The sequence below is a fragment of the Streptomyces sp. NPDC058307 genome, from assembly GCF_042880295.1.
In the GTDB taxonomy this organism is placed as follows: domain Bacteria; phylum Actinomycetota; class Actinomycetes; order Streptomycetales; family Streptomycetaceae; genus Streptomyces.
Genome location: NZ_JBHVYZ010000012.1, coordinates 124,550 through 144,703 on the forward strand (window position 1 = coordinate 124,550; position 20,154 = coordinate 144,703).

The window sequence follows — 20,154 nt, forward strand, 5'->3', positions numbered from 1 at the left end:
GCCTCCGTCGACCTCAGCCGCCGCCCCGCTGTCTCAGCACCGACCCCGACCGCCCCTTCACGACCTCCAGTTGCGCGTGGATACGGCGGCGCAGATCGGCCACATGGCTCACGATGCCCACGCTGCGGTCACGTTCCCGCAGTGAGTCCAGGACGTCGAGGACCTCGTCCAGGGTCTGGTCGTCGAGGCTGCCGAAGCCCTCGTCGATGAAGAGCGTGTCGAGCCGGACCCCGCCGGCCTCGTCGGTGACGACGTCCGCGAGGCCGAGGGCCAGGGCGAGCGAGGCGAAGAAGGTCTCGCCGCCCGACAGCGTGGCCGTGTCCCGCTCGCGCCCGGTCCAGGCGTCGACGACGTGCAGTCCGAGTCCGCTGCGGCCGCGGCCGGTGCGGTCGTCGGAGTGGACGAGGGTGTAGCGGCCGGACGACATCCGTTGCAGGCGCGCGGTCGCGGCGGCCGCCACCTGCTCCAGGCGGGCCGCGAGCACATAGGACTCCAGACGCATCTTGCGTTCGTTGTCCGCGGAGGTGCCCGCGGCGAGCGCGGACAGGCGGGCCACCCGGTCGTACTCCTCGCGCAGCGGCGCCAGCCGCCTGAGGCCGGTGGCCGAGCGGGCGGAGAGCCGGTCGAGTTCGGCGCAGCGCCGGGCGGCCGCGTCGCGCGCGGAGGCGGCCTCGCGGACCCGGCGGCCAGCGTCGGCGGCGGCCTGCTCCGCCCGCGCCACGTCGGCGGGCGGCTGCTGGGCGGCGTCGGCGGTGTCGGTCTCGGCGAGTACGGCCCGTACGGCGGCCTCCTCGGCCTGCCAGGCGTCCAGCCGGTGCTGGAGGTCGCGGTGGGCCGCCTCGTCGAGGAGGGCGGCGGCCGCGGCCTGCGGGGTGTCGAAGCCGGCCCGGAAGGCGGCGTCGGCGAGCCGGGCGTCGGCGTCCTTGAGCCGCTGGGCGGTGTCCTCGGCGACGCGCGCGGTGTCGGCGGCGTCGGTGAGCAGCGCGGCCTGCCGCTCCAGCTGGGCGGCGCGGGCGGCCACACTGTCGGCGGCACCGCGCGCTTCGGTCAACTCCGCCTGCAGGGTGGTTCGTTCCCGGTCGAGGGCGTCTCGGCGGGCGCCGCGGGAGGCGGTGCGCACGGCGGCCTCCTGCTGGGCGGCCAGCCGTTGTTCGCGCTCCCGCTCGGCCTGCCGCAGCTGTTCCGTCGCGGTGTGCAGTGCCGAGGCGGCGGTGCGGACCTGGCCGTACTCGCGCTCCAAGTCGTCTACCTGGACGGCGAGTTCCTCGGTGGAGGTGTCGCCGGCCTCACCCTGGGCGGCGGCCAGCGCCCGCTGGACGAAAGCGAGGCGTCGCTCGGCCTCGGCCCGCTGTTCGTCGGCGCGCTGCGAGCCGGCGAGCGCGCGCTCCTCGGTCTCCCGGTCGACGTGTCCGGCGTCCTTGCGGGCGGGGACGGGGTGCTCGGTGGCACCGCAGACCGCGCAGGGTTCGCCGTCGGTGAGCTGTGCGGCCAGCTCGGCGGCGATGCCGTTCAGTCGCCGCTCCTTGACGTCCAGCCAGTCGGCGCGGGCCTTCAGGGCCCGGTCCGTCGCCTCGACGACCTGCTGCTGGGCGTCGTCGGTGTCCCGGGCGAACTGGTCGCGCTGGCGTGCGGCGGCGAGTCGCCTGCGGGCGGGCTCCCGCTGCACGGAAAGCTGTTCGGCGCGGGTGGCCGCCTCCTGGGCGGACTCGACGGCGTGCTGAAGACCCGCGCGGGTCTCCTGCCACCCGGCCAGCCAGGCTTCGGCCTCCTGGAGGACGTCCTCGTCGGAGCGCTCCTGGCGGTCCAGGTCGGTGCGTTCGTCGTCGAGTTCGGCGAGCCGCTGCTCGGCGCGCCGGGCCGAGTCCAGGCCGCCGAGTTCCTCGGCCGCCCGGCGTGCGGCGGTGGCGAGCCCGGCGGCGCCCGCGCCCGCGAAGGTCTCCGGCAGCAGTCCACGCGCGCGTGTCTCGGCCGCGGCCGCCCGCCGGTGCTCGGCCTCGGCCGCCTCCCGCAGCTCCAGTGCGGGCGCCACCGCCTCCGCCTTGCGGGCCCGCTCCATCCGGGCCTGCGCCTGGTGGTAGCCGTCGGCCCGCTCCGCCAGCAGTGCGGCCCGCTCGCGGGCCTGGGCGAACCGGCGTTGCAGCCGGTCGACCTCGCGTACGTCGGCCAGGTCGCGCTCGGCGGCGGCCTGGGCGGACTCGGCGGCACCGAGCCCGCAGTGGGCGATCGTCAGCTGTTCGCGGGCGGTGCTGCGGGCGACGGCGGCCGCGCTCAGGACGGCCTCGGCGAGACCCGGCTCGCCGGGTGCCAGCTCGGGCAGCTCCATGGCGTCGCCGGCGGCCTGCTGCATGCGGTGCGCGTCGGCCAGCAGCGCGGCGTCGCCCTCGCGCACCTGTGCCTCGGCCGCGCGGCGTCGCTCGGCCAGCCGCTTCTCGACCTCGGCGAACCGGTGGGTGTCGAAGAGCCGTCCGAGCAGTCTGCCGCGTGCCTCGGCGTCGGCCCGCAGGAAGCGTGCGAAGTCGCCCTGGGGCAACAGCACGACCTGGCAGAACTGCTCGCGGCTCATGCCGAGCAGCTGGGTGATCTCCTCGCCGATCTCCTGGTGGGACCGGCTCAGGTCCTTCCAGGCCCCGGCGACCGCGTCGTACTCGCGCAGCCAGCTCTGTGCCTTGTCGAGCGTGGTGCCGGTACCGCGCTTCTTCGGGCGCTCCCAGGGCGGCTGGCGGGTGAGCTCCAACCGGCGTCCGGCGACGGTGAGTTCGAGGCGGATCTCGGTGCGGGTGCTCGCGGCGGCGTGATCACTGCGCAGCGCCGTCCCCTGACCGCTCTGCCGGGCGCCCGGCACCGAGCCGTACAACGCGTAGCAGACGGCGTCGAGCACGGAGGTCTTTCCGGCGCCCGTCGGCCCGTGCAGCAGGAACAGTCCGGCCGCCGACAGCTCGTCGAAGTCGACCGCCTGGGAGCCGCCGAACGGTCCGAAGGCGGTGATGTCGAGCCGGTGCAGCCTCACCGCGCCACCTCCCGCACGACCTCGTCCGCGCGCACGGTGTCGAACGCGTCCCGCAGCACGGCCTGTTCGCGCTCGTCGGGCCCGGCGCCGCGCACATGGGCCACGAAGTCCTCGGCGATCTCCTGGTCGCTGCGGCCGGCCAGCCGCCGGGCGTAGGACACATCGGGGTCGTCCGGCGCCCGTTCGGGATCGAACACGAGGCTGAGCGTGTGCGGGAAGCGCTCGCAGAGCCGGGCCATGGGTTCGGCCGGGCGGACCGGGTCGGTGAGGGTCGCCTCGACCCATGCCTCCTCCTGCGCGACGAGCCGCGGGTCGGCGAGCAGTTCCTCCAGCGTTCCCCGGATCCGGGCCAGCGCCCGCGGCACCGGGCAGTCGACGCGCTCGGCGGTGACCGCGCCCTCGGCGTCCAGGTCGACCAGCCACATGCTCTTGCGGTGGTCGGTCTCCGAGAAGGAGTACGGCAGCGGGGAGCCGGAGTAGCGCACGCGCTCGGTGATGGTCTGGCTGCCGTGCAGATGCCCGAGGGCCGCGTAGTCGACCCCGTCGAAGACACCGGCGGGCACGGCGGCCACTCCCCCGACGGTGATGTCCCGCTCGCTGTCACTGGCCTCGCCGCCGGTGACGAAGGCATGCGCGAGGACGACGGACCGCGTCCCCCGCGCGCGTGTCGCGAGGTCGGCGCGGACCCGGTCCATGGCGGCGGCGAGCACGGCCTCATGGCCCGCCTTCTTCACCCCGAACTCGTCCTTCACCAGGGCGGGTTCGAGATAGGGCAGGCCGTAGAAGGCCACGTCACCATGGGTGTCGGAGAGGACCACGGGGGTCCCGCAGGCCGCCGGTTCGGTCCGCAGATGGATGCCGGCGCGTCCGATCAGCCCCGCGCCGACACCCAGGCGGCGGGCGGAGTCGTGGTTCCCGGAGATCATCACGGTCGGCACGCCGAGCTCGGCGAGCCGGTGCAGGGCGTCGTCGAACAGCTCGACCGCGGCGAGCGGGGGCACCGCGCGGTCGTACACGTCTCCCGACACGAGCACCGCGTCCACCCCGTGCTCCCGCACGGTCGTGACGAGGTGACCGATGAACTCGGCCTGGGCCCCGAGCATGTTGACCCGGTGGAACGCCCGGCCGAGATGCCAGTCGGAAGTGTGCAGCAGCTTCATGATCCCCGACCCTAACGGCCGGGTCTGACATCACGGGCGGTTACTCCCGTATCGCCCGTCATGACCAGAGACAGGAAATGCCGTTATGCCCGAAAAGCGCAACTAGGCGTCTCCGTACGCCTCTCCGCCGAGCGCGAACCCCGCCGACCCCGCGGTCACGTCCGCCAGCCATCCCCGGAACGCCTCCACGTCCGCGTCCGGCAGGCCGATCTCGATCGTGACCGCCTCGCCGTACCGCACGTCCCGCACCTCGCGTCCGGTCGAGCGCAGGTCGTTCTGCACCTTGCCCGCGCGCTGGTGGTCGACGGTCACCGTGGCGAGGCGGAACCGGCGGCGGGTGAGGGTGCCCACGGCGTCCAGGGCCTCGCCGACCGCACCGCCGTACGCCCTGATGAGCCCGCCCGCACCGAGCTTGACGCCGCCGTAGTAGCGGGTGACGACGGCGACGACGTACCGCATGTCGCGGCGCAGCAGCATCTGGAGCATGGGGACGCCCGCGGTGCCGCCGGGTTCGCCGTCGTCGCTCGCCTTCTGGACCGCGGCGTCGGCGCCGATGACGTACGCGTAGCAGTTGTGGGTGGCGTCGGCGTGCGCCTTGCGGACGGAGGCGACGAAGTCCTGGGCCTCCTGCTCGGTGGCCGCCGGGGCGAGGGCACACAGGAACCGCGAGCGGTTGACCTCGGTCTCGTGCACGCCCGCGCGGGCCACTGTGCGGTACTCGTCCGGCATCCGGTCAGCCTAATCCGTCGGTGCGGGCGTCCCGGCGGGCCGGCTACCGCAGCTTGCCCCGCGGCACCATCACGGACGTGAGCAGCGCGGTCCCCGGCTCCAGGCCCCGCCAGGAGGTGCCGTGCCAGTCCAGCACCGCGATCGCCGACGTCGGGAACTTCACCCGTACCTCGTCCAGCGTGTCGCCGAGGCCGTCCCCGGCCAGGGCGAGGACCAGTTCCTCCAGGCCGGGGTTGTGTCCGACGAGGAGCAGTGTCATGACCTCGGGAGGTGTCCCGTGCACGGCGGCCAGCAGCTCCGGGACGTCGGCTCCGTACAGTCCGGGGTCGAGTCGTACCGGCGGCGGGGTCTCCCACTGGGCGGACGCGAGTTCCCAGGTGTGCCGGGCGCGGACGGCGGTGGAGCACAGGGTGAGGTCGGGGAGCAGGCCGGAGGCGGCGAGGACGCGGCCCGCCTCCGGCGCGTCCCGGCGGCCGCGGGGCCCGAGAGGGCGTTCGTGGTCGGCGACGCCCTCGGGCCAGGCGGACTTGGCGTGTCTCAGCACGACCAGGCGGCGTGGCGGGCCCGCCCCGGTGGGCGCGGTCATGCCGGGGACCCCAGGTCGCGGGTGAGCTCGAGACCGAGCAGCCGGTCCGCGTAGGCGTATGTCTCGAAGCGGGCCCCCTCCGGCAGCTCCGACTCCTCGACCCAGCGCAGCACACGCAGCACCTCGGGTACGTCCAGGTCATCCTCCCAGGCGGTACGGAGCCGTCCGCGCACCTCCTCCGGGACGGGCCGGGACGGATGCCGGGCCCAGGCGGCGACGGCCCGGCGCCAGCGCCGGAGGGTGCCGCGGGCCTCGGTCAGGGCCGCCTCGTCGAGCCGTGCGGGCGTGCTCCGGGGCGGGGTGAGCAGAGCGAGGCGGACCTCGCCGGGGTCGGCTCCCTCCGGGACGTCCTTCGTCTCGACGGGCGCGACGGCGATCCGGACCCCGTCCGGAGCCGCACCGCCCTCTCCGACCACATGGACGGCCTGGGACTCGCCCCAGCCGGGGCCGACGTCCCGCCGGTCCTCGAAGGGCCGGATGCCCAGGGCGGCGGCGCCCGCCTGCAGCTCCGCCTGTTCGCGGTCACCGCTGAGCAGCGCCCACACGGGCGTCCCGCCGATTTCGAGGGCCCGGACGAGGAGGTCGGCGACGAGCAGGATACGGAGGGCGGAGGCGTCGTGGCCCGACACATGGGCCTCGACTCGGGTCAGGCCCCTGCGGGCGGGGACGGCGTCTACGGGCCGGCCGGTTCGGGCGTCTGTGATGCGCAGCACGGGGCGAGCGTAGGCGGGCGGAGGGCCGCGCGCAGGTGACTGGCCGGTATTTCGGACACGGTCGCGGAATTCGTCCCCTCGGTGCCGACGGAGGAGTAGGGGCCCGGGCCGGGAAGACCGGGGCGTCGGCCGGTGTTGCCACCGATGGCACAGTTCCCCCTCCCCAGGAGATCCGACGTGTACGGCGACCCAGCGACGATCCGCAAGATCCTCACCGAACTCGGCGACACCTGGGCCGTCGTGGGTCTGTCGTCGAACCAGCGGCGCGCGGCCTACGGCGTCGCCGCGGTCCTCCAGCGCTACGGCAAGCGGATCGTGCCGGTCCACCCCAAGGCGGAGACCGTGCACGGTGAGCGGGGCTACGCCTCCCTCGCGGACATCCCCTTCGAGGTGGACGTGGTCGACGTGTTCGTGAACGCCGACCTCGCCGGAGCGGTGGCCGACGAGGCCGTGGCGAAGGGCGCGAAGGCCGTGTGGTTCCAGCTGGACGTCATCGACGAGGCGGCCTACGACCGCACCCGCGGCGCCGGCCTCGACATGGTCATGGACAGGTGCCCGGCGATCGAGATCCCCCGCCTGGGCTGACTCCTCTGCCGCATTGCCGGGATAATGACCGGGTGACCTCCCACCCCAACTCCGGTGACCCACAACGCTTTCCCGTCGTCATAGTCGGTGCCGGACCCGCCGGGCTGACGATCGGCAACATCCTGCGGGCCGCTGGCGTGGACTGCCTCGTCCTGGAGGCGGAGACCCGCGCGTTCATCGAGCAGCGGCCGCGCGCGGGCGTCATCGAGGAGTGGGCCGTACGGGGTCTGCAGCGGCGCGGTCTCGCCGACACCCTGCTGGAGCGCGCCCAGTTGCACACCGAGTGCGAGTTCCGCTTCGCCGGCGAGCGCTTCCGCTTCGGGTACGGCGAGCTGACGGGACAGCACCACTTCGTCTACCCGCAGCCCCTGTTGGTCACGGACCTGGTCCGCGAGTACGCCGACGTACGCGGCGGCGAGATCCGCTTCGGCGTCCAGGACATCCGGCTGCACGACCTGGAGACGCCCCGGCCTTCCGTGTCGTACACCGATGGCGGCACGGGTGAACGGCGGCTGGCCGAGTGCGAGTTCGTGGCCGGGTGCGACGGGGCCCGCGGGGTGACCCGCACGGTCCTTCCCGAGACCACGGACATCGCCCGCCACGACTACGGCATCGGCTGGCTGGCGCTGCTCGCCGAGGCGCCGCCGTCCTCCGACTGCGTCCTGTTCGGCATCCACCCGAACGGTTTCGCCGGGCACATGGCCCGCAGCCCCGAGGTCACCCGGTACTACCTGGAGTGCCCGCCCGGCGACGACCCCGAGACCTGGTCCCACGACCGGGTATGGGCCGAACTCCAGCAGCGCCTGGGCGCGGACGGCACCCCGCCGCTCACCGAGGGTCGGCTGATCGAGAAGCGCGTCCTCGACATGCACAACTACGTGGTCGAACCCATGACGTTCGGCCGCCTCTTCCTCGCGGGGGACTCGGCCCACCTCACCGCACCGATCGCGGCGAAGGGCATGAACCTCGCCCTGCACGACGCCTTCCTGCTCGGCGACGCGCTCGTCGCCTACCTCGGCAAGGGCGACGGCAGCGGCCTGGACGGCTACTCGGAGGCCTGTCTGCGGCGCGTGTGGGACTACCAGGAGTTCTCCCAGTGGCTCTCCGAGGTCTACCACGGCACCTCGTCGGGCGACGAGTACCGCGCGGGCACCACCTTCGCCCGCCTCCGCCGCCTGTTCACCTCACCGGCGGCGGCAGCGGCCTTCGCGGAGCAGTATCTCGGCACGGCGGCCGCGTACTGAGTCCTCAGTCGTGCACCGGCCGGTCGCTGAGCCGGTGGTCGGCCACGTTCAGGGCCTCGTCGACGAGCCGGCGCAGATGGCCGTCGCGCAGGGTGTAGATCACCCGGCGCCCCTCCTTCCGCGTGTTCACCAGCCCGGCCAGCCTGAGCCGCGCCAGGTGCTGGCTGACGGCCGGCCGGGCCGCTCCGCACGCCTCGGTGAGGGTGGTGACGTCGGCCTCTCCCCCGGTCAGGGCATGGAGAAGGGTGAGGCGGGTGCGGTCGCCGAGCAGGGCGAGAATCTCGGCGGCGAGCGCGAACTGCTCCTCGCCGGGGGTGCGCGGGTGCGCATCGTGTGCAGTTGATAGGTGCATGCGTGCGCTCATACGCACATAATGGCCTCCGTGGGCACGGCACGTCCACCACCGGCGCACATCGGAAGGGGCACCACGTGAGCGACCACGACCACGGGCATCACCATCACCACGCCCATGAACACCGGCACGGTCTCCGCCACCGCCTCGCCCATCTCCTCACTCCCCACTCCCACGAGACCGCGGACAAGCTCGACTCCGCCCTGGAGTCCTCCGCCCGCGGCATGCGCGCCCTGTGGGTCTCGCTGGCGGTGCTGGGTGTCACGGCCGTGACGCAGGCGGTCGTCGTGGCCGTGTCCGGGTCCGTCGCGCTGCTCGGCGACACGGTGCACAACGCGGCGGACGCGCTGACCGCCGTACCGCTGGGCATCGCCTTCGTGCTGGGCCGGCGCGCGGCCACCCGCCGTTTCACGTACGGCTACGGCCGTGCCGAGGACCTCGCGGGCATCGTGATCGTGCTGACGATCGCCGCGAGCGCGGCCTTCGCTGGGTGGGTGGCGATCGACCGGCTGCTCGACCCGCGCCCCGTGGCGCACGTCCCGGCGGTCGCCGCGGCCGCACTGGTGGGCTTCGCGGGCAACGAGTGGGTCGCCCGCTACCGCATCCGGGTGGGCCGGGACATCGGTTCGGCCGCGCTGGTGGCGGACGGACTGCACGCCCGCACCGACGGGTTCACCTCACTGGCCGTGCTCGTCGGGGCCGGTGGCTCGGCCCTGGGCTGGCAACTCGCCGACCCGATCGTGGGGTTGGCGATCACGGCCGCGATCGCACTGGTACTGCGGGACGCGGCGCGGGAGGTGTTCCGGCGGGTGCTCGACGCCGTCGACCCGGACTTGGTGGACCGGGCCGAAGGTGCGCTGCGGAAGGTCGAAGGGGTGCGCGGGGTGGGCGAGTTGAGGCTGCGCTGGATCGGGCACCGGCTGCGCGCGGAGGTGGCGGTCGTGGTGGACGGGGAGATGACGGTACGTCAGTCGCACGCGGTCGCCGTGGCGGCGGAGCACGCTCTGCTGCACGCGGTGCCCCGCCTCACGGCGGCTCTGGTGCACGCCGATCCGGCACCGGCTCCGGGCGAGGCGGATCCGCATCACGCCCTCGCCCACCACGCCGCTCCGGCCTGATGAGGCCGGGAGGCGCCGCCTGATCAGGCGATGCAGGCCTGGTCAGGCGACGCCGAGGCCCTCCAGCACCACGGCTCCCGGGAGCTCGGCGAACGCCTTGCCCGGCACCAGCAGCTTCCCGCGCCGGCGCCCGCTGCCGACCAGGACGTACGGCAGGTCGACCACGGCCGAGTCGATCAACAGCGGCCAGTCGGCGGGGAGTCCGACCGGGGTGATGCCGCCGTACTCCATGCCGGTCTCCCCCGTGGCCGTGTCCATCGAGGCGAACGACGCCTTGCGGGCGCCGAGTTGGCGGCGGACGGTCCCGTTGACGTCGACCCTGGTGGTGGACAGCACCACGCACGCGGCCAGGGTGGTCTCGCCGCCGCGCTTACCGGCCACCACCACGCAGTTCGCCGACTGCTCCAGGAGCTCCCGGCCGTAGTGCTCCACGAAGACCGCGGTGTCGGCCCACTGCGGGTCGGTGTCGACGTACACGATCTGCTCAGCGGGGACGCTGCCGCTCCAGTGGCGTACGGCGTCGGCGACCGGGCGGATCAGCTCGTCGAGGGCGGCGGGGGCGGGGGTGGCGTGGTCGAAGTGTCCGATGGGTGCGAGGCGTGCGTCCATGACGGCACGCTAACAGCCGCTCAGGACACGCCCGGTACCGAGACAGCCAGCATCCATCGCGCGGGCACGTCGCCCTGATTGGCGTACACGTGCTCGGCGTTGGCCTCGAAGGTGACGCTCGTCCCGGCGGGGATCCGGTGCTCGACGCCGTCGACGGTCAGGGTCATCTCGCCCTCCGTGACATGCAGGATCTCGACCGTCCCGGCGGGGTGCGGGTCCGACCTGCTGCTCTCGCCCGGCATCATCCGCCACTCCCACATCTCCAGCGGGCCGGGGGCGTCCGCGCCCGCGAGCAGTCGGCTCCAGCTGCCCGCGTCCGTGCTCCACAGCCGCACCACCTGCTCGGGCGGGACGATCCGCACCTTCGGGCCCTGCTCGTAGTCGAGGAGCGTGGTGATGCTGATGCCGAGGGCATCGCCGATCTTCACGACGGTGCCGAGGCTGGGGTTGGTGCGGGCCTGCTCGATCTGGATCAGCATGCCGCGGCTGACTCCGGCCCGGGCGGCGAGGGCGTCCAGAGTGAAGCCACGCTCGGTCCGCCAGCGCTTCACGTTGCGCGCCAGGGACTGGGTCAGCAGGTCGAGGTCCGACACGTCACGTCCAATATTATGTATGACACAGTGCAACTGAATGAACTACGGTGAGGTGTACCCGATCGTTCACCGAACTGTACTGCGAGGCGAGCCGTGACAGCATTCTTCGCCCTGGCCACCAGCCTGTTGTGGGGCCTGGCCGACTTCGGCGGCGGGGTGCTGACCCGGCGGCTCCCGGCGCTCACGGTGGTGGTGGTCTCTCAGGCCATCGCCGCGGGAGTGCTCGGGGCGATCGTGGTGGCGACGGGCGGCTGGAGCGAGGCGGGTCCCCGGCTGTGGTTCGCGTTCGCCGCGGGGCTGGCCGGTCCGGTCGCCCTGATCTGCTTCTACAAGGCGCTCGCGCTGGGCCCGATGGGGGTCGTCTCCCCGCTCGGCACGCTGAGCGTGGCGGTACCGGTCGGCCTCGGCCTCCTCCTCGGCGAGCGTCCCGGGCCGGTGCAGGCCGCGGGCATCGCCGTGGCCGTCACAGGAGTGGTCCTGGCGGGCGGCCCCCAGTTGCGCGGGGCCCCGGTACAGCGCCGGGCGATCGTCCTCACCCTGATCGCGGCGCTCGGCTTCGGCACGGTGTTCGCCCTGATCGCGGAGGCGTCCACGACCGTGACCGGTCTGTTCCTGGCCCTGTTCGTGCAACGCGTGGTCAGCGTGGCGGTAGGGGGTGCCGCGCTCTACGCCTCGGTGAAACGGGGCACCCCCGCCCTCCCGGCCACCGGCTTCCCCAGGCGGTCTCTTCCCGCGCTCGCCTTCGTCGGCCTCGCGGACGTGGCGGCGAACGGCACGTACGCGGTAGCCGCCCAGCACGGCCCGGTCACGGTGGCCGCCGTCCTCGCCTCGCTCTACCCGGTGGTCACGGCCCTGGCCGCCCGGGGCTTCCTCAGCGAACGCCTCCGCGCCCTCCAGGCGGCAGGCGCGGGCCTGGCCCTGCTCGGCACCCTCCTCCTCGCGACAGGCTGACACCACGGGCCCCGGCCGCCCGCCTGCCGATTCCCGCAGCGGGCGCGGTCCTGGCCCTGGCCGGCAGAACTCCGCCCCTCTCACACCGGTTGACTTGGCACCACGTCGAGCCGATGACCCTACGGCGCGCGCGAGCCTGGCCCTGGCCCTGGTCAGCAGCGTGCTCCTCGCGACGGGCCGACACCACAGATCCCAGTCCCCCGCGGCGGCCCCTCCGGCGGGCGCGAGCCTGGCCCCCCGCTGCTCACCACCGCCGACCAGGTACGTCCCCGCTCCGGCCGGCCAGCGCCCCTCAGTCCAGCCCCGCCAGCCGCGTCGCCCCGTCCTCGGCCAGTTCGGCGAGTCTGGCCACCGTCTCCTCGTCCAGGCCGGCCAGGGCGTTGAGCTGTTCCGCCGTGGCTCCCTCGGGTATCGGCACCGGGGCCGGGGTCCTGAGCGGTGGCTGCCAGCCGTCCTCGGCGGTCCATCGGCGTACGACCCGGGCGGGCGCGCCCGCCACCACGGCGTGGTCCGGCACCACCCCCCGGACCACCGCCCCGGCGGCGACCACGACGTTCCGTCCGATCCGCGCCCCCGGCAGGATCACCGCCCCCGTCCCGATCCAGCACCCCGCCCCGATCTCCACCGGCTCCATCCGCGGCCACTGCTTGCCGATGGGCTCGTGGGGATCGTCGTAGGAGTGATTCGTGGACGTGACATAGACGTACGGCCCGAAGTAGCAGTCGCTGCCGATGGTGACCGTGGTGTCGGCGATGACGTGGCTGCCGCGCCCGAGCACGACCCCGTCGCCGATGCGCAGGATCGGCTCCGGGCCGAGGTCCAGGTCGGGCATCAGCCCGGCGGTCAGGGTGACCTGCTCGCCGACGATGCAGTGGGAGCCCAGGTGGATCCACGGCTCACCGAACACCGTGCCGAGCGGAAAGGCCAGCCGGGTGTGCTCCCCCAGCGCGCCGAAGCGGAAGCGCCCCGGGCGCCCGGCGGTGACGGAGCCCGTGCGCTGCACCCAGGCCCAGCCCGCGTGGACGGCACGCTGTACGAGACGGCCCCGCCAGGGTGAGAACGTGTTCTTACTCTTCGGCACGACCTCACCGTACTGAGCACACGCCGTTCGCATGAGCCGGAGGGCTTGTGATCTACGCCCCACCGGGTGGCGTACCGTTCGGGACATCACGAACCAGGAGGCTAAATGGCGCACAAGGCGTTGATCACGGGCATCGGCGGAAGGGAACCGAAGATCGACCAGGAGGCCTTCGTGGCGCCCACCGCGTCGGTGATCGGAGACGTGACGCTCCAGGCGGGGGCGAGCCTCTGGTACGGCGCGGTGGCCCGCGGCGACGTAGAACGCATCTCAGTCGGCGCCCAGAGCAACATCCAGGACAACTGCACGCTCCACGCAGACCCCGGATTCCCGGTGACGATCGGCGAGCGGGTGTCCGTCGGCCACAACGCCGTCGTCCACGGCGCGACGATCGAGGACGACTGCCTGATCGGCATGGGCGCGACGGTGCTGAACGGCGCGGTGATCGGGGCGGGTTCCCTGGTGGCGGCCCAGGCACTGGTACCGCAGGGCATGCAGGTCCCGCCCGGTTCGCTGGTGGCGGGCGTGCCGGCGAAGGTGCGCCGGGAGCTGACGGAGGAGGAGCGGCAGGGGATCACCCTGAACGGAACGCTCTACGCGGACCTGTCCAAGGCCCACAGCGAGGTGCACGAGAAGCCGTGAGGCTCAGTCGGCGGCCGCCGGGACGGTCTCCCGTTCGGCCGCCTGCATCTGCGCCGTCGCCTTCTTCGCCTTGCGCTTGAGCACGAGCATCGAGGTCAGTCCGATCAGCACGGCCAGCACCAGGCCCAGCCAGGAGAACCTCTTCAGCCAGGACTCCGCGACGATCCCGACGTAGTAGATGACCGCCGTCGTACCGCCCGCCCAGATGATGCCGCCCAGCACGTTGGCGATCAGGAACTTCCAGTACGGCATCCGCAGCACACCGGCGAGCGGTCCGGCGAAGATCCTCAGCAGCGCGACGAAGCGGCCGAAGAACACCGCCCACATGCCCCACTTCTCGAAGGACCGCTCCGCCGTGGCCACATGGCCCGCGCTGAAGTGTCTCGGGAACTTGTCACCGAGCCAGGTGAGCAACGGCCGCCCGCCCTTGCGCCCGATCGCGTAGCCGATGGAGTCACCGATGACCGCCCCGGCGCTGGCGCAGGCGCCGAGCACGATGGGGTTGATCCCCGCGTGCTGCGAGGACAGCAGCGCGGCGGAGACCAGGATGATCTCGCCGGGCAGTGGAATGCCCAGGCTCTCCAGGCCGATGACCAGGGCCACCAGGGCGTAGACGGCGGCCGGGGGCACGGTGTCGAGCCATTCCTGGACGTGCAACGCCGGTTCCTCCTGAGTCGCGTTCCCGGCGTACGCCAACTGCCGACGTACGCCGGTGCGAGCCTACCGGTTCACGGGAACCGGCGTCCGGAGCACCGGCTCACCCGCCGAGGCCCCGCTTCACGCCGCCACCGAGCACGTCAAGGACCGCTCTGCCGGGCGCCGTCACCGAGGCCGCGGTGTTCATGACCACGCCCACCGCCGACCCGGCCCGCTCGACCGGCGCGGCCGGAAGAGCCGGAACGGTCGGCTCGGTGTCGTTGTGGTCGACCTGGGCCACCCGTGTCCCGTACTGCCCGCTCGGGGTTCCGTCCTGGTCCGGGGGCTGACCGGGACCCCCGTCGCGGTCGCTGTGGCTGTCGGAACCCGGAGGCGGGGTCGGGACGAGACGGGGTGTGACGGAGTCCTCGCCCGGCCCCGCGGAGGGCGCGCCCGGCTCCGGGTCCCGCGGCGTCCCCGTGCCCTGCTGTGCGGGCGCGCTCTCGTCGGCGGACTCCAGCAGCCAGCGCTGCCCCTTCGAGCCGTTCCGCTCGGCGACGACGACGGTCTCCTCGTTGCCGGGCGCGACCAGGAGCCCCTTCCCGCGGCGCAGCAGGAGTTCGCCGCGCACGGTGAGGTCGTAGCGGACCTCTCCCGTGCGGGTCAGGCAGTCGGCGACCACGACCGACCGCTTCTCGGCGTCCGAGTCGAGGCAGAGCCCGGGGTCGGCCGCGCTGCGCAGCAGTCCGTCCTCCTGGTACGTCCACTGCTGGGACCCGGCGGCGGAGCACTTGGCCAGCACGGCCTTCGCACCCTCCGCGATCCGCGCGTCGTGGGTGTCGAGACACAGGCCGGCGTCGGTGTTGCGGAGCCTGCCGTGGCCGACCTCGACGGGGTTGCCCATGGATGCCGCCGACGGCGATCCGACGCTCCGGGAGACCCCCGACGGGCTCGGCAGCACGGTGTTGCCGCTCACCGCGCCCCAGGTGACGCCGGTCGTGGGAACGCCACCGTCCTCGGACCAGCCCTTGGTGACCAGCACCGTCGCGAGCAGGGCCAGGGAGGTCAGACCGGCGCCCACGAGAACGGCACGGGCGCTCTTGCGCGGCTGGGCGCGCAAACCTGCCGGGACGGGGCGGTGGCGCCCGCCGGGCTTCGTACGGGCCGCGCCGGGCCGGGCCGCGGCCGGACGCTCGGCGGCACGCGCGGGCCGTGAGTCGAGATAGCGGTGGGCACCCCAGCCGAGGACCGTCTCGGCGAGCAGCACCTCGAGACCGCCCTCGAAATGGCTGAGCTGTTCGGCGGCGTGACGGCAGTACCGGCATTCCGTCAGATGTTTGCGGACATCGGGCAGAAGCCCCCCGCCCCGACGAATCGGGACATCCAGGAGACGGTTGTAGAAACGGCATTCGCTGGTGGGTGCCAGTTCCCGGTGGGCGCGGACACACCCGGTCCGGAATTGCTCGCGTGCCTGCTCGAGGGCGGCTGCCGCTCGGGATGCGTCCACACCCAGCAGACCGGCCGGTACAGATATTGATTCCGCCTCGACCTCGGCATGCCACAACAGGCATTGGGAAGCCCCGGGAAGCGCTTTGAATGCGCGCTCGGCGAGCAGTCGCCTTTCGGGGGTGACGGACCTCGCCGCACGGAGACCACGACCGCCGATCGTCTTGCGAAGTTCCGGCAGTACGGCGGAGATTTCGTCGTCCGCGGCCCACTCCTTGACGAACTCCCTCACCGCGACGAGAAGTTGGGGCCGCAGTGCGCCCTCACCCGCCCGGTCGAGCACGCGGTGGAAAGCCGCCGCGGCCGCCATCGAGGCCGAACCGGACCAGCTGGCCAGGCAGATGACCGAGTACTCGTAGGTCGCCTGCCAGTGGCGCGCCATCAGCAGCGCGACGGCATGGCCGTCCACGCTGTTCTCCCCCAGCCGGGCCAGGAGATCGCGGTCGGACTCCGCCGGACTCGATCCTGGACGTGGGGGGTAAGGGGGTCGTGGGGGGTAAGCGGATTGCACGGGACCAATTCCTTCCAAGCCGCAGAACCGCATGGAATATGCGGTCCTCGGAAAGCAGGCGCCTGATTGGTGCGTACCTATGCCGCGTCAGATGCGACCCGGCCTTCGGGGGGGGGGCGATCACCTTCGCACAATTTACGTACAGCAAACAAGAACGTGGAGTGACTCATGTTCAAAAAGAGGCCGGTTCAGAAATGTTACCGCCGGTAGCCGTACCCTTATTCGAAATGAGTGAGGCGCGGGTGCGTCGATTTGTCTCCGCGGCCGGATGCTTGGCACACGAAATATCCCGCTCACGGCCGGGTCCACAGCTGGCTATATCCCACTGACGACCGGGTCCACAGCTAGCTGCCAGGCCTCTCCCGGTGCGCTCTCATCCCGCTGACGCAGCATGATCCGCATGATCGTCCCCCACACGACCAAACCCACGGTCCCCGCCCGCACCGTCCCCGCCCGCCCGGTCCGCAAGGCGGTCGTCCCGGCCGCCGGGCTCGGCACCCGGTTCCTGCCGGCGACCAAGGCGACGCCGAAGGAGATGCTCCCGGTTGTCGACAAGCCGGCCATCCAGTACGTCGTCGAGGAGGCCGCCGCGGCCGGGCTCGAGGACATCCTGATGGTCACCGGCCGCCACAAGCGGGCCATCGAGGACCACTTCGACAACGCCTTCGAGCTGGAGCAGGCCCTCGCGGCCAAGGGCGACGCGGTACGGCTCGACGCCGTGCGCGATCCCGCGCGCCTGGCCGACATCCACCACATCCGTCAGGGCGAGCCACTCGGTCTCGGCCACGCGGTGCTGTGCGCCCGCCGCCACGTCGGGGACCAGCCGTTCGCCGTCCTGCTCGGCGACGACCTGATCGACCCGCGCGAGACCCTGCTCAGCACGATGCTCGACGTCCGCGAACGGTACGCCGGGAGCGTGGTCGCCCTCATGGAGGTGCCGCGCGAGCAGATCCACCTCTACGGCTGCGCGGCGGTGGAGCCGACGGAGGAGGAGGGCCTGGTCCGGGTGACCGGCCTCGTGGAGAAGCCCTCCCCGGAGACCGCCCCCAGCGCCTACGCGGTCATCGGCCGCTATGTCCTCGACCCCGCGGTCTTCGACGTCCTGGACCGCACCCCGCCGGGCCGCGGCGGGGAGATCCAGCTCACCGACGCCCTCCACACCCTCGCGGCCGACGACACGGTCCACGGCGTCGTCTTCGACGGCCTGCGCTACGACACCGGCGACAAGGCGGACTACCTGCGCACGGTGGTCCGCCTGGCCTGCACCCGCGCCGACCTGGGCCCGGAGTTCATCGACTGGCTCAAGTGGTTCGTGGCGGAACTGGAGCGGGGGGAGGGGGTCGGACGGGGGCGGCGGTCGGCGGCTTGAGCGACGCAGGCCAGGCCCCCCGCCGGGTCGCACCCCGGCGCCCCGGGGCCACGCCCGGCAAGTCCCCGAACTCAGCTGTTGGGCCGCAGTGTCCACACCACCGTCATCTCACCCGTGACCGCCCCGTCCGCGCGGCGGATCTCTATGCCGACCGGGAACTCGGGGCGCTCGCCCGCGTCGAGCTGGGCGATGACCTCGGAGGCCGGGCGGCCCAGGGTCGCCGTGGCGGTCACCGGGCCCATCGCGAGCTTGCGGTAGGCGATCTCCGCGTTGACGGCAAGCGGTACCGCGCGCGAGAGCTGGTCGCCGAACGCGGCCAGGACGACCGCCCCGCTGGCCGACTCGCCGAGCGTGAACATCGCACCGGCGTGCGGTCCGCCCACGTGGTTGTGGAACTCGCCCTGGTCGGGCAGGCCGACCACGACCTTCTCCGGGCCGGTCTCCAGGAACTGGAGGTTCAGGGTCCGGACCATGGGGACGGTGACGGCGAGCATCTCACCGACGGACATCTGGTCTGCGCTCATACCCGGAGGTTACCCACGAGTAGATCGCGCTGACCAGGCCCGGGACCAGTGACCGGCGTCTCCTTCCGGGCGGTGCCGCGACCCGGTCCGTCCCACAAAAAGGTTTGGCAAGGCAGCACCCCGGCGGCGATAGTCGCCCGGTGCCCCCCTCCGCCGACTCCTCCCGCGCCCGCGGACCCGCCTGGGCGAGCCGCAACTACGGCCTGCTGACCGCCGCCGCGTTCGTGACCAACCTCGGCAGCAACGGCGCCCTGATCGCCGCCGCGTTCGCCGTGCTGGAGGCGGGCGGCGACAGCGGTGACGTGGGCCTGGTGGCCGCCGCGCGCACGCTCCCGCTGGTGGTGTTCCTGCTGATCGGCGGCGCCGTGGCGGACCGACTGCCCCGGCACCGTGTGATGGTCGCGGCCAATACCCTCAACTGCCTGTCCCAGGGCGCCTTCGCCGTCCTCGTGCTGGCCGGCGAGCCCCGGCTGTGGCAGATGATGCTGCTCACCGCGCTCGGCGGCACGGGCCACGCGTTCTTCAGCCCGGCGGCCGAGGGCATGCTGCTGTCCTCGGTGAGCGGCGAACAGGCCGGACGGGCCTTCGCGGTGTTCCGGATGGCGATGCAGGGCGCGGCGCTGGGCGGCGCCGCGCTCGGCGGCGCGCTGGTCGCTGCGGTGGGCCCCGGCTGGGTGCTCGCCGGGGACGCCGTGGCGTTCGCGGTCGCCGGTTCGCTGCGCTCCTTCCTGGATGTCAGTCACATCCCGGCCCGCGCACCGGGCGCCGGTCTGCTCGCCGACCTCCGCGACGGCTGGCGCGAGGTCGCGGGCAGGCCGTGGCTGTGGGGCGTCGTCGTGCAGTTCTCCGTCGCCAACGCGGTCCTGGGCGCCGCCGACGCGGTCTACGGCCCCCTCGTCGCCCGCGACGACCTGGGCGGCGCGGGCCCCTGGGGCGTGGCCCTCGGCTTCTTCGGCGCCGGTACGGTCGTCGGCGCGCTCCTCATGACCCGGTGGAAGCCGCGGCGGCTGCTGTTCGTGGGCATCCTGTGCGTGTTCCCGCTGGCGCTGCCGTCCGCCGCGCTGGCCGTACCCGTCTCGGTGCCCCTGCTGTGCACGGCGATGTTCGTGGCCGGCGCGACCGTCGAGGTGTTCGGCGTCTGCTGGATGACCGCCCTGCACCAGGAGATACCGGAGGACAAGCTCTCCCGGGTCTCGGCCTACGACTGGTTCGGCTCGGTCGCTCTCGTGCCGCTCGCGGCGGCGCTGGCGGGTCCCGCGGAGTCGGCGTTCGGACGCTCCGCAGCCCTGTGGGGCTGCTCGGGCGTGATCGCGGCGGTCACGGCGGCCGTCCTGTTCGTACCCGACGTCCGCAACCTGCGCCGAACCACCAAGCAGGTGAGCGTGAACGACTCAGCCGATGCCGAACGCCCCGTCGGGGGGCTCGGGTGACGGCACGGCCTCCTTGTCCCGCACCGGCCGCGCCGCACCGATGAACCTCCGCAGCCCGGCGCCGTGTTCGACCCGGGCGGGGAAGGCGTCGGCCGCCGTACGCCGTGCCAGAGCCGCCGTGTCGAGAGGCAGACGCGCGGCGACGAGCACCGCGTTCCCGAACCGCCGCCCGCGCAGCACACCAGGCTCGGCGATCAGTACCAGTTCCTCGAACACCTCTGCGAAGTTCGCGAGTTGGGACCGCAGGAAGGCGAAGGGTGCCGCGTCGGCGAGGTTCGCGAGATAGACCCCGTCGCCCCGGAGCACGCGCGCGACCTCGCGGGCGTACTCCAGGGACGTCAGATGCGCCGGGACCCGCGAGCCTCCGAAGACGTCGGCGACCAGCACGTCGGCACAGTCCGCGGGGGCGCTTTCCAGCCACGCCCGCGCATCGGCCGCGTGCAACGCGATCCCGGCCCCCTCGGGAAGCGGCAGATGCTCGGCCACCAGCTCCAGCAGAGCCCGGTCGGCCTCGACGACGTCCTGCCGGGAACCGGGCCGGGTGGCGGCCAGATACCGCGGCAGCGTCAGCGCACCCCCACCGAGGTGTACGACGTCCAGGGCCCGCCCCGGCTCCCCGATCCCGTCCAGGACATGCCCGAGCCGCTGCGCGTACTCGAACTCCAGATACGTCGGCTCGTCCAGGTCCACATACGACTGCGGAGCCCCGTCCACGGTCAACAACCAGGCGCGCTCCCGATCGACATCGGGCATCAGCTTGGCGAACCCGTGATCGACGGCACGGGCGACGGGGAGGGACTCGGTCATCTGC

At 73.0% G+C, this 20,154-nt stretch carries 20 protein-coding genes; 7 read left to right on the plus strand and 13 right to left on the minus strand.

Annotated features, from left to right (window positions below):
- Nucleotides 1-13: 13 nt before the first annotated feature.
- The 5 genes from ACFVYN_RS11970 to ACFVYN_RS11990 form a co-directional block, all read right to left on the minus strand.
- Nucleotides 14-3,007 (minus strand): AAA family ATPase, encoded by a 2,994-nt coding sequence (locus tag ACFVYN_RS11970; protein ID WP_389996159.1) that lies wholly within the window; start codon nt 3,005-3,007, stop codon nt 14-16.
- Entirely contained in the window at nt 3,004-4,167 is a 1,164-nt protein-coding gene (locus ACFVYN_RS11975; RefSeq protein ID WP_389996162.1) for an exonuclease SbcCD subunit D, read from the minus strand. Before ACFVYN_RS11975 ends, ACFVYN_RS11970 begins: the two co-directional genes overlap by 4 nt.
- 102 nt (nt 4,168-4,269) lie before the next feature.
- The gene (locus ACFVYN_RS11980; RefSeq protein ID WP_389996164.1) at nt 4,270-4,896 is read right to left on the minus strand and encodes a YigZ family protein; all 627 of its coding nucleotides are present in this window, start codon (nt 4,894-4,896) and stop codon (nt 4,270-4,272) included.
- Between the two features lie 43 nt (nt 4,897-4,939).
- Nucleotides 4,940-5,482, minus strand: a complete 543-nt coding sequence (locus ACFVYN_RS11985) for a SixA phosphatase family protein (protein WP_389996167.1) — start codon at nt 5,480-5,482, stop codon at nt 4,940-4,942.
- Entirely contained in the window at nt 5,479-6,195 is a 717-nt protein-coding gene (locus tag ACFVYN_RS11990; RefSeq protein ID WP_389996170.1) for a hypothetical protein, read from the minus strand. The genes ACFVYN_RS11985 and ACFVYN_RS11990 overlap by 4 nt, the downstream gene beginning before the upstream one ends.
- A gap of 177 nt (nt 6,196-6,372) precedes the next feature.
- Between ACFVYN_RS11990 and ACFVYN_RS11995 the strand changes: the two genes are divergently transcribed.
- Entirely contained in the window at nt 6,373-6,780 is a 408-nt protein-coding gene (locus ACFVYN_RS11995) for a CoA-binding protein (protein WP_389996173.1), read from the plus strand.
- A 32-nt stretch (nt 6,781-6,812) separates the two neighbouring features.
- Nucleotides 6,813-8,024 (plus strand): 4-hydroxybenzoate 3-monooxygenase, encoded by a 1,212-nt coding sequence (locus tag ACFVYN_RS12000; protein WP_389996176.1) that lies wholly within the window; start codon nt 6,813-6,815, stop codon nt 8,022-8,024.
- Between the two features lie 4 nt (nt 8,025-8,028).
- Here ACFVYN_RS12000 and ACFVYN_RS12005 read toward each other — a convergent pair whose 3' ends face one another.
- Entirely contained in the window at nt 8,029-8,388 is a 360-nt protein-coding gene (locus ACFVYN_RS12005; RefSeq protein ID WP_352387062.1) for a metalloregulator ArsR/SmtB family transcription factor, read from the minus strand.
- Nucleotides 8,389-8,453: 65 nt separating this feature from the next.
- Here ACFVYN_RS12005 and ACFVYN_RS12010 point away from each other — a divergent pair, with 65 nt between their 5' ends.
- Nucleotides 8,454-9,494, plus strand: coding sequence for a cation diffusion facilitator family transporter (locus ACFVYN_RS12010; RefSeq protein ID WP_389996179.1), 1,041 nt, complete (start codon nt 8,454-8,456; stop codon nt 9,492-9,494).
- Between the two features lie 42 nt (nt 9,495-9,536).
- Here ACFVYN_RS12010 and ACFVYN_RS12015 read toward each other — a convergent pair whose 3' ends face one another.
- Nucleotides 9,537-10,103 (minus strand): YbaK/EbsC family protein, encoded by a 567-nt coding sequence (locus ACFVYN_RS12015; protein ID WP_389996182.1) that lies wholly within the window; start codon nt 10,101-10,103, stop codon nt 9,537-9,539.
- 20 nt (nt 10,104-10,123) lie between these two features.
- Nucleotides 10,124-10,696: a helix-turn-helix domain-containing protein gene (locus tag ACFVYN_RS12020; protein ID WP_389996185.1), complete on the minus strand. Its 573-nt coding sequence runs from the start codon at nt 10,694-10,696 to the stop codon at nt 10,124-10,126.
- A 93-nt stretch (nt 10,697-10,789) separates the two neighbouring features.
- On the opposite strand from ACFVYN_RS12020, the gene ACFVYN_RS12025 reads away from it, so the two are divergent.
- Nucleotides 10,790-11,647, plus strand: a complete 858-nt coding sequence (locus tag ACFVYN_RS12025; protein ID WP_389996188.1) for an EamA family transporter — start codon at nt 10,790-10,792, stop codon at nt 11,645-11,647.
- 292 nt (nt 11,648-11,939) lie between these two features.
- Here ACFVYN_RS12025 and ACFVYN_RS12030 read toward each other — a convergent pair whose 3' ends face one another.
- A complete protein-coding gene (locus tag ACFVYN_RS12030) occupies nt 11,940-12,728 on the minus strand; it encodes an acyltransferase (RefSeq protein WP_389996191.1) in 789 nt (262 codons plus the stop codon).
- Between the two features lie 105 nt (nt 12,729-12,833).
- Here ACFVYN_RS12030 and ACFVYN_RS12035 point away from each other — a divergent pair, with 105 nt between their 5' ends.
- Complete coding sequence (locus ACFVYN_RS12035; RefSeq protein ID WP_389996194.1) at nt 12,834-13,367, plus strand: gamma carbonic anhydrase family protein; 534 nt, start codon at nt 12,834-12,836, stop codon at nt 13,365-13,367.
- A 3-nt stretch (nt 13,368-13,370) separates the two neighbouring features.
- Here ACFVYN_RS12035 and ACFVYN_RS12040 read toward each other — a convergent pair whose 3' ends face one another.
- Nucleotides 13,371-14,024 (minus strand): DedA family protein, encoded by a 654-nt coding sequence (locus ACFVYN_RS12040; protein WP_389996197.1) that lies wholly within the window; start codon nt 14,022-14,024, stop codon nt 13,371-13,373.
- A gap of 100 nt (nt 14,025-14,124) precedes the next feature.
- A complete protein-coding gene (locus ACFVYN_RS12045) occupies nt 14,125-15,918 on the minus strand; it encodes a ricin-type beta-trefoil lectin domain protein (protein ID WP_389996200.1) in 1,794 nt (597 codons plus the stop codon).
- 502 nt (nt 15,919-16,420) lie between these two features.
- Here ACFVYN_RS12045 and galU point away from each other — a divergent pair.
- Nucleotides 16,421-17,389 (plus strand): UTP--glucose-1-phosphate uridylyltransferase GalU, encoded by a 969-nt coding sequence (galU, locus tag ACFVYN_RS12050; protein WP_389996202.1) that lies wholly within the window; start codon nt 16,421-16,423, stop codon nt 17,387-17,389.
- A 71-nt stretch (nt 17,390-17,460) separates the two neighbouring features.
- Here galU and ACFVYN_RS12055 read toward each other — a convergent pair whose 3' ends face one another.
- The gene (locus ACFVYN_RS12055; RefSeq protein WP_389996248.1) at nt 17,461-17,898 is read right to left on the minus strand and encodes a DUF4442 domain-containing protein; all 438 of its coding nucleotides are present in this window, start codon (nt 17,896-17,898) and stop codon (nt 17,461-17,463) included.
- A 155-nt stretch (nt 17,899-18,053) separates the two neighbouring features.
- Here ACFVYN_RS12055 and ACFVYN_RS12060 point away from each other — a divergent pair, with 155 nt between their 5' ends.
- Nucleotides 18,054-19,343, plus strand: coding sequence for an MFS transporter (locus tag ACFVYN_RS12060; protein WP_389996205.1), 1,290 nt, complete (start codon nt 18,054-18,056; stop codon nt 19,341-19,343).
- Here the strand turns inward: ACFVYN_RS12060 and ACFVYN_RS12065 are convergent.
- Nucleotides 19,305-20,150, minus strand: coding sequence for a spermidine synthase (locus ACFVYN_RS12065; protein ID WP_389996208.1), 846 nt, complete (start codon nt 20,148-20,150; stop codon nt 19,305-19,307). The genes ACFVYN_RS12060 and ACFVYN_RS12065 overlap by 39 nt on opposite strands.
- Nucleotides 20,151-20,154: the final 4 nt, after the last annotated feature.